This window comes from Dolichospermum sp. DET69 (assembly GCA_017355425.1).
GTDB lineage: Bacteria > Cyanobacteriota > Cyanobacteriia > Cyanobacteriales > Nostocaceae > Dolichospermum.
This window is the reverse complement of record CP070233.1, coordinates 1,235,702-1,247,904: the sequence shown is the minus strand read 5'-3', so window position 1 is coordinate 1,247,904 and position 12,203 is coordinate 1,235,702. Positions and strand designations below refer to the sequence as shown.

The 12,203-nt window shown below is 36.3% G+C and carries 8 protein-coding genes, 1 other RNA gene and 1 pseudogene; 5 read left to right on the top strand and 5 right to left on the bottom strand.

Features of this window, described 5'->3' with window-relative positions; all coding sequences use genetic code 11:
* The first annotated feature begins 292 nt into the window (after nucleotides 1–292).
* Nucleotides 293–1,366, top strand: coding sequence for a glycosyltransferase family 4 protein (locus tag EZY12_06085; GenBank protein QSX69208.1), 1,074 nt, complete (start codon nucleotides 293–295; stop codon nucleotides 1,364–1,366).
* Nucleotides 1,367–1,571: 205 nt separating this feature from the next.
* On the opposite strand, the gene queF is transcribed toward EZY12_06085, so the two are convergent.
* The 5 genes from queF to EZY12_06060 form a co-directional block, all read right to left on the bottom strand.
* Nucleotides 1,572–1,988: an NADPH-dependent 7-cyano-7-deazaguanine reductase QueF gene (queF, locus tag EZY12_06080; GenBank protein ID QSX69207.1), complete on the bottom strand. Its 417-nt coding sequence runs from the start codon at nucleotides 1,986–1,988 to the stop codon at nucleotides 1,572–1,574.
* A 265-nt stretch (nucleotides 1,989–2,253) separates the two neighbouring features.
* A complete protein-coding gene (locus tag EZY12_06075) occupies nucleotides 2,254–2,655 on the bottom strand; it encodes a hypothetical protein (protein ID QSX69206.1) in 402 nt (133 codons plus the stop codon).
* A gap of 157 nt (nucleotides 2,656–2,812) precedes the next feature.
* Nucleotides 2,813–3,214 carry a phasin family protein gene (locus tag EZY12_06070; protein ID QSX69205.1) on the bottom strand — a complete coding sequence of 134 codons (402 nt, stop codon included), beginning with the start codon at nucleotides 3,212–3,214 and terminating at the stop codon, nucleotides 2,813–2,815.
* A gap of 25 nt (nucleotides 3,215–3,239) precedes the next feature.
* Nucleotides 3,240–3,336: signal recognition particle sRNA small type (ffs, locus tag EZY12_06065), an RNA gene on the bottom strand.
* A 37-nt stretch (nucleotides 3,337–3,373) separates the two neighbouring features.
* Nucleotides 3,374–3,640, bottom strand: coding sequence for a hypothetical protein (locus EZY12_06060; protein QSX69204.1), 267 nt, complete (start codon nucleotides 3,638–3,640; stop codon nucleotides 3,374–3,376).
* Between the two features lie 100 nt (nucleotides 3,641–3,740).
* Here EZY12_06060 and EZY12_06055 point away from each other — a divergent pair, with 100 nt between their 5' ends.
* The 4 genes and pseudogenes from EZY12_06055 (at nucleotide 3,741) to EZY12_06040 (ending at nucleotide 12,193) form a co-directional block, all read left to right on the top strand.
* Complete coding sequence (locus EZY12_06055) at nucleotides 3,741–5,060, top strand: ATP-binding protein (protein ID QSX69203.1); 1,320 nt, start codon at nucleotides 3,741–3,743, stop codon at nucleotides 5,058–5,060.
* 1,043 nt (nucleotides 5,061–6,103) lie between these two features.
* Entirely contained in the window at nucleotides 6,104–10,303 is a 4,200-nt protein-coding gene (locus EZY12_06050; GenBank protein ID QSX70541.1) for a hypothetical protein, read from the top strand.
* A 462-nt stretch (nucleotides 10,304–10,765) separates the two neighbouring features.
* Nucleotides 10,766–11,305 (top strand): 2'-5' RNA ligase family protein, encoded by a 540-nt coding sequence (locus EZY12_06045; GenBank protein ID QSX69202.1) that lies wholly within the window; start codon nucleotides 10,766–10,768, stop codon nucleotides 11,303–11,305.
* A gap of 85 nt (nucleotides 11,306–11,390) precedes the next feature.
* Nucleotides 11,391–12,193, top strand: a pseudogene (locus EZY12_06040) (peptidoglycan-binding protein).
* Nucleotides 12,194–12,203 lie beyond the last annotated feature (10 nt).

Here is a 12,203-nt window from a genome sequence, read left to right as displayed (position 1 = left end):
TTAATATATGCAACTATTTATTTATCGTTATATATTATACTTATTTTTTTCCTTCAAGTCAAGCTCAAAATCAAACATATAACTATTATATTTTGTCTAATTTATTTCTTAAGTATCAGATGATTGCATTACCTAGGATAGACAAAAGATATCAAATATAAAGCATAAGATTTGGGAGTACAATCATGGATAAGGGCGATTTTTTTTTGAAACTTTTAGCTATTTCCTGTTAGTTATGCAATTTATTTTCAAATAACTGGAAATAGAAATCTGATATTTTAGGAGATGAAAGATGAAAATTGCTCAAATTGCTCCATTGTGGGAGAGAGTACCACCACCAGCTTATGGTGGAATAGAATTAGTAGTGGGGTTATTAACTGATGAATTAGTTCGTCGGGGACACGAAGTGACATTATTTGCATCAGGAGATTCTTTAACTTTAGCAAAGTTAATATCAGTTCATCCCCGCGCTTTAAGGCTAGATCCGACTATCAGAGATTCAAGTATTTATGAATTTCTACAATTAGCATCAGTCTATGAAAAAGCCGCAGATTTTGATATTATTCATTCTCACATGGGAGTCGCCACATTAACATCTGCAAACCTGGTAACAACTCCTACAGTGCATACTTTACATGGCATTTTCACACCAGACAATGAAAAAATCTTTCAACATTGCCGAAAACAGCCTTATATTGCTATCTCTAATTCTCAAAGAGAACCCAGATTAGAACTAAACTATGTAGACACCGTTTATAATGGCATTGATGTCAGTAGTTATGAATTTTATCCTCAACCAATAGAACCATCTTACTTAGCTTTTTTAGGGAGAATGTCTCCAGAAAAAGGACCCCATTTAGCAATTGAGATTGCTCAAAAAACTGGTCGGAAGTTAAAACTTGCAGGTAAAGTAGATTTAATAGATTTAGAATATTTCGACCAAAAAATTAAACCCTATATTGATGGTAAGCAAATTGAATATTTAGGTGAAGCCAATCACTTGCAAAAAAATGTCCTGATGGGAGGTGCTTATGCAACTTTATTCCCTATTACTTGGCGAGAACCTTTTGGTTTAGTCATGGTAGAATCAATGGCATCAGGTACACCTGTAATTGCCATGCGAATGGGTTCAGCAGAGGAAGTGATTGGGAATGGGAAAACGGGTTTTCTCTGTGATAATATCGAAGAATGTATTAATTCTATTGACAAAATAGATAGCTTAAATCGTTACGCTTGTCGTCAATATGTGGAAGAAAATTTCAGTGTTCGACAAATGACTGATGGTTATGAAGCCGTTTATCAAAAGGTAATTGGAGAAAAATTAGCTCAAAAAAATGGTTATTCTCGCAGTGTTTTAGTGAGTTAATCTGTATCAGGGTGAAAAAACTCTGATAACTAATTTCAATACCTTAGCCAAATTAAAAAATTCATTGATTCGTAGGTTGGCTTGTAGCTTGCTTCCCGAAGGGTACGAAGAGAAACCCCACAAATGCGTTGGGTTTCGTCCCATTGCTTCGCAACGCTAACGCGAACAACCCAACCTACACAAAAATGGCTAAGGTATTGATTGCTTAAACAGCTTTTTGATGTCTGACTTCAACTACAGTATGCACATTCCCACGAGGGGTAAAATCTGTTTTCACAGTAATTTCTAAAGGATCACAAGCAGCAACAAAATCATCTAAAATTTGATTTGCTGTTTCTTCATGGGAAATATAGCGATCGCGGTAACTGTTAATATAAAGCTTGAGTGCTTTCAACTCTACCACTCGTTCATCGGGAATGTAACTAATATAAATAGTCGCAAAGTCGGGATAACCGGAAAAAGGACATTTACAAGTAAATTCCGGGAGAGTAATACTAATATCATAGCGTCGCCCAATGCGGGGGTTAGGAAATGTAATTAATTTCCCTTCCGCAATCTCGCGTTCACCATATTTTATTTCTTGACTAGCTGGGGATACCGTTTCTGGTGCAAAGTTACTCATTATGTTAGTAAAAAGAAATGCAGAGATTCACAATTATTAACTTAACAGTTTTTAACATTTCTTCCCAGCTTGATTAGTTACTTAGAGGACTCGACAAAGAATATAATCCAATCTTGTGGGATGGGCATCTGGTCTCTCCTGATATTATTAAACCTCATCCATGTTGAAACCTGAAGTAATGCGAGCATCTTGCTCGCTAGTTAACAGCAGGGAGCAAGATGCTCCCACTACTTTCAATAACTATGGTTTTCATCTTAGACAGGGTTTAGCAAACTTCTTTTTCCCAGTCTGGACAATTTTTATCATCCCAACCATGAGGGTGCATACCGCAGACTAACAAATTACCACTATAAACCTGTCCGTGATAGTTGCTACAACCAATACAAGCAGCATTTTTTTCTCGTGTAGCTTCTACTGCATAAGGAAAACCGGGATCTACATCTTCTGTGATGTCTTCTAGTTCCCAATAAATTTCTAAAATTGGTTCAGTTAATTCTTGTAAAAACAGGTCAATATCAGCTACAAATGTGCTTTGTACTTCTTCTGTGATCTCTTCCGTGATCTCAAAAAAAGCGTCTATCATGTCATTCATTTCCACAAAAAACTGCTCTACTTCATCAGCCACAGTTTCGATCATGCCTATTAAGTCTTTTTGCCACTGTTCCATAACTTAATGCCCTTACTGGCTAAAAACATGACGCTTCACGCCGTTGAACTGGAAGTTATAGAGTACAAAGTGGGTAATTGCACTTACAAACTTTTTGGGTATAGCGTCATTTTTCTAGAATTGAATATTACCGATCCCCACAGCAAAGGATGGCTTTCTACGGTTCGCGTTGCAGCCGCTCTAGCTCTTCCTGTAGTTCTAGCACTTGATCCCTTAGCCGATCTACATTATCGACACTTTTTGTGTTTTCTTTTGTCGCCGCTTTCACAGTTGGTTCTTCGTCATCCTCTAGGATATCTATCCGTCGGGGTTCGGAAGGGGATGCTTTTTCAGGCGTTTGTCCAGATGTTGGTTGCTGTTGAGCCTGCTTCATCATATCTTCGACAAAGCGGCGAGCTTCCTCTGTGTTCATCTCGCCTTTGGCTACCATTTCATCTGCTAATTTTTGGACTTGCGATCGCAGTTCGGCTAATTTCCCCCCAGCTTTTTCACCAGCGTAAGAGGCCAAGCCTACACCAAGATAAAAAGCTTTTTGTACAATATCTCCAAAACCAGGCATTGCTGCTGAAAGCTCCTACAAATAAGGCGACCCGGAGACTACGCCTACCTCAAGCATCCCGTATTGCTGCTACCTTCCGGTCCTGACAAGATTTGGGCGTTGAAATCGCATAGATCCAGGTCTTCCATTACTATAACACTAAATTTTAAAATTTGTGTATTATTCCACAACAATTTGCCATTCAAATAGTTCGTAGCTGACACAATCGTTTTGTACCAAGGGATCAGCCAATACTATTGCCTGTGCTTCATCCATTGATGCCGCCTCAAATAACATCATTCCACCACCCTTGCACGCCCAATAACCGGTTTTAGCTTTATGTCCTTTAGCAATCAACTCTTGCACATAAGCTCTGTGACCGGGTACATATTGGTCAAAGATGGGTTTCTCAACCTTACCAGATTCAATTTTAACAAACCAAGGCATACGCAAATGGATTCTAGATTTTTAATCTCTTGTTTTCTAGCTTAATCCTATCATTTTCTGTATAATTACTGAGATAGTGATTATTTTCAGGCAATTTACCATGAAACTGGGCATAACAAGGTTTTTTCAGGCTTGCAACCCTTCTAAGACGCTAGTAATAGGGAAAGCTGAAGATAGACAATATTATATTGATTTTTCTCAAGTTCGTGGTGCAAAAGTTATTGATCAATTAAGACGGGCGATCGCTAGAATATCACCTGAAGATCCGACCTGTCAATTATTTACAGGACATATTGGTTGCGGTAAATCTACAGAATTACTGAGATTAAAAGCAGAATTAGAACAGGAGGATTTTCATGTAGTCTATTTTGAGTCTAGCCAAAGTTTAGACATGGCAGATGTTGATATTACAGATATTTTATTAGCTATAGCTGGAGAAGTCAGCAAAAGTTTAGCAGCAGTTAAAATTAATGTTAAACCTGGATATTTTAAAAATTTGTTTAAAGAAGTATCTGACCTTTTCACAACTCCCATTGATATAGATTTAGAAGCCGAATTATCTTTAGGCATTGCTAAAATTACCGCGAAAACCAGAGAGAATGATAAAAGTCGTAGTCAAGTAAAACAATGTTTAGAACCACGGACTAATGGAATTTTAGACTCTATTAATCAAGACATCATTCAAACTGCCCAAGAAAAACTCAAACAGCAAGGTAAAAAAGGTTTAGTAATTATTGTTGATGGATTAGATAAAATAGATAATACTCTCAAACCAAATAATCAATTTCAACCAGAATATCTTTTTGCTGAACGTGGTGATAAATTAAAGGGTTTAAAATGTCATGTTGTTTATACAATTCCTTTAGTATTAGTCTATTCTAATGCTTTAGCTAGATTGAGAGATCGTTTTAATGCCAGTCCCAAAGTTTTACCAATGGTAGCAGCAAAACAAAGAGATGAATCTGATTTTACTTTAGGAATTAAACTTTTACAAAAAATGATCATGGTGAGGGCTTTTCCTTATTCTCAGATCAATTGGGATGACTGGGAAGATAACCAGGATTTAATTACCCAAGTTTTTGATAGTGTGGATACTTTAGAAAGACTATGTAAAGTTAGTGGCGGTCATTTACGCAGTTTGTTATCTTTATTATATACTTGTTTGCAAAATGATGATCTACCAATTACTAGTGACTGCTTAGAAACAGTGATTAGAAAAGAGTGTAATATCTTATCTCTGGGGATTGATAATGATGAATGGCAATTATTAAAGGATGTGTCACAAACTAAAAGCATTGCAGGTCATGAAGAATATAATATATTAATTCGTGATTTGTTTGTTTTTGAATATATAGAAAATGATGTATCTTGGTTTGACATTAATCCAATTTTACAAGAATCACCAAAATTTAAGTCATGAATAATCAACAGCAACCAGACAATTTAGATTTAGAAAACGAGGGTAATTCCAGAAAATTAATCAGAGTAATTACCCTCTCTCATGGCGCATTTTCGCTGATTTTATTACGTTGTAATTACACCTTTTTTCAAGAACAAATATTTAGTAAATTACAGGAGGTAGAAACAGTAAAAAAAATTCACCTGTTACCAAATATCAAAACCATATATACCAATATAGCTGATCAGTTGACATATCAATTAGATTATGAACCACCATCAGCATTAATGGTCTTTGGTTTAGAATCAGTGCAAAATATTGATGCAGTGTTAACTGCAACTAACCAAGCGCGGGAAGAGTTTAGAAATAACTTTAATTTCCCTGTATTTTTCTGGGTAAATGATGCCGTTTTGAAGAAAATAATTAGATTAGCGCCAGATTTTAAAAATTGGGCAACTACTATTGAATTTAAACCTCCTAGTCATCAATTAATTGATTTTATTCAACAAGAAACAGATAAAATATTTGCAGGTGATATAACCAATATACTCTTTTCTCATCTTTGTCAGGAATTAGCAATTGCAAAACAAGATTTAGAACAACAGGGAGAATTATTAAACCCCTCTATTAATGCTAGTTTAGAATATGTTTTTGGTTATGGTGATTATTTAGATGATAAATTAGATTTAGCTTTAGAACATTATCAACAGAGTTTGATTTTTTGGCAAGAAAGTAACAATTTAGATAGACAAGGTACACTGTTAGTTAATCTTGGTTTAATCTACTACCGTAAAGCCTCAATAAATCAGGTAGATAATCAAAATTTATGGAAACAAGCAAGGAATTATTTTCAGCAAAGTTTAGAGATTTTTAAACAAACAAAAAACCAAGATTCATTATTTCAATACATTACTTCGTTATGTGAAGTATATCTTAAATTGCAAGCATGGGATGATTTAGAACAATTAGTTAATGAATCTTTGATAATACATCAACAACAAAATAATTATCTGGCTAAAGATTATGGTTTTTTAGCAGAACTGGCTTTATATAAAGATAATTTCATGGAAGCTAAAAACCATGCAGAAACAGCATTACAAATATTACATGATATTCAATCACCTCTCCCTAACCCTCTCCTAAGAGGAGAGGGAACAGGAAATAATGATCATAAAGCCTCTTTCCTTGTAGGAGAGGGAACAGGAGATAATGATCATAAAGCCTCTCTCCTTGTAGGAGAGAGGTTTGGAGAGAGGTTTTTACATATTCCCAAAAATGAACAAGTATATTATCAATTTCTCTTGGCTAAATCCTATCATGGCTTGGGTGAAATATCAACCAGTATCAAAATATTAGAAACCGCAAAAACCAACACCCAAATAGAATATAATCCCCAGTTATATATTGATATCTTAAATCAATTAAATTTACTCTACTTTCAACAAGAGGAATATTTAACAGCTTTCTATACCAAACAAGAAAGATTACAAATAGAACAACAATATAGTTTTCGGGCGTTTGTTGGTGCATCTTATTTAAACCCCCAACGGAAAATTATTCAATCTGTAAATTCTGATAAAGAAAATACTGGTGAAATAGCCCAGGAAATAGTTGCTTCTGGTAGAGAAGAAGATGTAAAACGGTTAAGAAGTAAAATTGCTGAAGATAGATATAGATTAATTGTTATTCATGGCCAGTCTGGAGTGGGTAAAAGTTCAATTTTACAAGCTGGTTTAATTCCCGCACTGGAACAAGAAACAATTAAAGCTAAACAAGTTTTACCCATATTGTTACGGTCTTATAATAATTGGTTGGGAGAATTAGCAAAGGCTTTAAATGTAGGGACAATTCATGAATTGTCCCTACGTTCTACAGATGCAATTATTAAAAAATTGGTAGAAAATAGCACCAATAATTTATTAACGGTTTTAATATTTGACCAATTTGAAGAATTTTTCTTTGTAAATCAAGAACAAACCGAGAGACAAGCATTTTATGATTTTCTTAGAAGGTGTTTAATAACCAATGATGTTAAAATTGTACTATCTTTGCGAGAAGATTATTTACATTATTTATTAGAATTAGAACGGAAATTTGCGAATGAAAAAAATACAGATATTGTCAATAATACAGATATCTTGAGTAAAGATATTCGTTATTATTTGGGTAACTTTTCCCCCACAGATGCGACAACAGTATTTACCAGTTTAACCAAAAGAAGCAAATACAGCTTACAAAAAGATTTAATAGATAAATTAGTAGCAGAACTAGCGGGAAATATCGGCGAAATTAGACCCATAGAATTACAAATTGTGGGAACGCAATTAGAAAACCAAAGAATTACAACTTTAGAAAAATATCAAGAAAAAATTCATAACAAAGAAAAATTAGTTGAAGGTTTTTTACAAGATGTTATTCAAGAATGTGGACAAAAAAATCAAAAATTAGCAGAATTGGTTTTATATCTCTTAACCAATGAAAATAACACTCGTCCTTTAAAAACTTCGGCTGAATTAGCTGAAGAGTTAAGTTTAACAGGATTTATGCAAAATGCTGTAGGGGTAATTCATGAATTACCCCTACCCAAAAATCCTACATATACCAATGAAGATTTAGATTTGGTTTTAAAAATATTGGTAGTATCTGGGTTAGTATTATTAATTCAGGAATCTCCAGAAAATAGATATCAATTAGTCCATGATTATTTGGTGGAGTTTATTCGTCAAAAGGATAATGAGTTATTACAAAAATTAGTAGAAACTCAAAAGCAGTTACAGGAAGCAGAAGCAGCAAAACAAATATTAGCAGATGCTAAAATTCAAGCTGATAAAAAAATTCATGAAGGACAAAAAAGATTAAAATTAAGTTCTGGTTTAGCTATGAGTTTCGTAGTAATTGCAGCTATGGCTTCTGTTTATGGTATGAACCAACTTAGAGAAACTAAAGTTGCTCAACGAAAACAAACTGAATTACGAGCACAAACGCAAAAATTAGCAAGTCAAACTCAAGATTCAGAAAAAAAGTCTCAAGCAGCAGAGAAAAATAAACAAACAGCAGAAAAAAACTTTAAGTTAGCAGAACAGAATACTAAAAAAGCGCGAGAAAATCTATTAGCAGCTAAAACCAAATTAGAAGCAGTAAATAAACAAGCTGAAACACTAAAACAAAAAAATACAGAAGCCGAATTAAAAGTTAAAACAGCTAATGATAATATAAAAACTGCGGAAACAAAATCACAACAAGCAAAGATACAACAACAACAAGCAGAAAATAAAGCTAAGGAAGCGCGAGAAACCTTTAAAACAGCAAATGCCGCATTAAAAAAAGCAGAGACAGCTAAACAAGCAGCACTCAAAGCCCAACAAGAAGCATTAATAGTTACCAAATTAGAACAAGGTGGAGTGAATGTTTTAAGACAATTCCAATTTGAAGAATTACCATCTTTAGTGTCTGCTGTACGGAATGGCAAGACATTAAAAACTATAGTTAAAAATAAAGCTTTGGATAAATATCCCACCATTAGCCCTATTTATGCCTTAAATAATATCCTCGACAACATAAAAGAACGTATCCAATTTAAAGGGCATCAGGGTGATGTCATAAGTGTGAGTTTCAGCCCCGACGGTAAAACCATTGCTACGGCATCCTCAGACAAAACAGCGCGGTTGTGGAACTTGCAGGGGCAATTGATTCAGGAATTTAAAGGGCATCAGGGTGATGTCATAAGTGTGAGTTTCAGCCCCGACGGTAAAACCATTGCTACGGCATCCTCAGACAAAACAGCGCGGTTGTGGAACTTGCAGGGGCAATTGATTCAGGAATTTAAAGGGCATCAGGATCGGGTCATAAGTGTGAGTTTCAGCCCCGACGGTAAAACCATTGCTACGGCATCCTGGGACAATACAGCGCGGTTGTGGAACTTGCAGGGGCAATTGATTCAGGAATTTAAAGGGCATCAGGGTTATGTCATAAGTGTGAGTTTCAGCCCCGACGGTAAAACCATTGCTACGGCATCCGATGACAATACAGCGCGGTTGTGGAACTTGCAGGGGCAATTGATTCAGGAATTTAAAGGGCATCAGGGTACAGTCAATAGTGTGAGTTTCAGCCCCGACGGTAAAACCATTGCTACGGCATCCGATGACAAAACAGCGCGGTTGTGGAACTTGCAGGGGCAAATGATTCAGGAATTTAAAGGGCATCAGGGTACAGTCAATAGTGTGAGTTTCAGCCCCGACGGTAAAACCATTGCTACGGCATCCGATGACAAAACAGCGCGGTTGTGGAACTTGCAGGGGCAATTGATTCAGGAATTTAAAGGGCATCAGGGTGATGTCAATAGTGTGAGTTTCAGCCCCGACGGTAAAACCATTGCTACGGCATCCGATGACAAAACAGCGCGGTTGTGGAACTTGCAGGGGCAATTGATTCAGGAATTTAAAGGGCATCAGGGTGATGTCAATAGTGTGAGTTTCAGCCCCGACGGTAAAACCATTGCTACGGCATCCTGGGACAATACAGCGCGGTTGTGGAACTTGCAGGGGCAATTGATTCAGGAATTTAAAGGGCATCAGGGTGATGTCAATAGTGTGAGTTTCAGCCCCGACGGTAAAACCATTGCTACGGCATCCGATGACAAAACAGCGCGGTTGTGGAACTTGCAGGGGCAAATGATTCAGGAATTTAAAGGGCATCAGGATACAGTCATAAGTGTGAGTTTCAGCCCCGACGGTAAAACCATTGCTACGGCATCCGATGACAAAACAGCGCGGTTGTGGAACTTGCAGGGGCAATTGATTCAGGAATTTAAAGGGCATCAGGGTACAGTCAATAGTGTGAGTTTCAGCCCCGACGGTAAAACCATTGCTACGGCATCCGATGACAAAACAGCGCGGTTGTGGAACTTGCAGGGGCAATTGATTCAGGAATTTAAAGGGCATCAGGATCGGGTCATAAGTGTGAGTTTCAGCCCCGACGGTAAAACCATTGCTACGGCATCCTGGGACAATACAGCGCGGTTGTGGAACTTGCAGGGGCAATTGATTCAGGAATTTAAAGGGCATCAGGGTACAGTCAGGAGTGTGAGTTTCAGCCCCGACGGTAAAACCATTGCTACGGCATCCTGGGACAATACAGCGCGGTTGTGGCCTGTGCGGGATTTAGATAGGGCAATTAAGGATGGTTGTGCTTGGTTGAAGGATTATTTACACAATCCGAATGTGGATTTGAGTGAGGAGGATAAGCGGTTGTGTGATGGTGTGTGAAATTGTCTGAATCAGGATTTTCAGGATTAAAGGATTAACAGGATTTGATTTTTGATGGGATGTGGGATTTTTTCTATGATGGGAAATTGTCTGAATCAGGATTTCCAGGATTAAAGGATTAACAGGATATAATTGTTGATGGGTAGTGAATATTTTTCAATGGTCTGAAAATTAATCTAAACATTCACATAAAAAATAATAAACTACCATCCTGTACATCCTCAAATCCTGGACATCCTGATTCAGACAAGAAGTAGAAAAGCTAATCTAAACATTCACATAAAAAATGATAAACTACCATCCTGTACATCCTCAAATCCTGGACATCCTGATTCAGATAACAAGAATTTTCAATGATAAGAAAACTAATCTAAACATTCACATAAAAAATGATAAATTACCATCCTGTAAATCCTCAAATCCTGGACATCCTGATTCAGACAATGAAAGGTTTAAAATTAAATGAGTCGCTTTTTTATTGCTCTATTACCACCACAGGATATTCAAGAATATGCAAACGACATTAAACAGTATTTTGCAGATAAATATGCCAGTGACAGCGCCCAAAAATCACCGCCCCATATTACCTTGCAACCACCTTTTGAATGGGCAGATACTTCTATATCAAGTTTAGAAACATCCCTACAAGCATTCGCTATTCAACAGCAGTCAGTTTCAATTACATTTAACGGGTTTGCTGCCTTTCCGCCCCGTGTTATATACATTAATGTAGTTAAAAATCAAGCACTTTTAAGTTTGCAAACTAATTTAATCACATATCTAGAAACCAACTTGGGAATTATTGATCAAGTTGAGAAAACTCGTCCCTTTGTCCCTCATCTCACAGTAGCATTTCGGGATTTAACAAAGCAGAATTTTCGCATTGCTTGGCCAGAATTTGTAAATCGTCAGTTTGATTGTGAATACACAGCAACTCATTTAACTCTACTTATTCATGATGGTAACTGCTGGAAGATCAAATCAGAATTTGCTTTTTCATAACGACAACTTTTAATACTAACTTACTTAATTGTTATGGTATATTATTAAATAATAATCAGTTTATATCCACTTATCAGAGTATTTTATGGTCAGTAAATTAATTCTCAATAGTAATGAAAGTCTCAAAAAGGGTTCTGAAGGTGCAAAAGTTGAGCAGTTGCAACGAATCTTAACAGAACTTAAATTGAATCCTGGTGCAATAGATGGTGATTTTGGAAATAAAACTGTCGTAGCAGTCCAACAATTTCAACAACAACAGGGTTTAACCTCAGATGGAATAGTAGGACAAAAAACTCAGAATGCTTTAAATAAATCTCTTGAGAACCTAATAGCAACACCAAACAAAACCCCAGAACTAGACATGGTTCCAGAAAAAAGTTTGAATACGGATCAAAAAGGTCTTTATGGTGGTTCATCTGGAAAAGTACCTCTTCCTGGAGTTGCTCTAATTAAAGAATTTGAAGGGTTATTTCTCAAGGCTTATCCTGATCCTCTTTCTGGAGGTAAACCTATCACTATTGGTTGGGGAACTACTCGCAAAAAAGATGGTAGTGAATGGAGATTGGGTGAAACAATTACTAAAGCACAAGCAGAGGAACTGTTGATTTCTCAGCTAGAGAATAGCTATCTACCACCTATGCAAAAATTCCTGTTTGGAATGAATTAAATGCAAATCAACAGGGAGCTTTATTAAGCTTTGGTTATAACTTAGGTGCTAACTTTTATGGTAGTGACAACTTCAAAAGTATGACTAGAGTTTTGAGAGATAAGCAGTGGGATGAGATTGAAGAAACTTTTCTAAAATATAGAAATCCTGGTAGCAATGTGGAAGTAGGGTTAAAACGGAGAAGACAAGCAGAAGCTAAACTATTTTTAACTCCAGTTTAGTTAATATAAA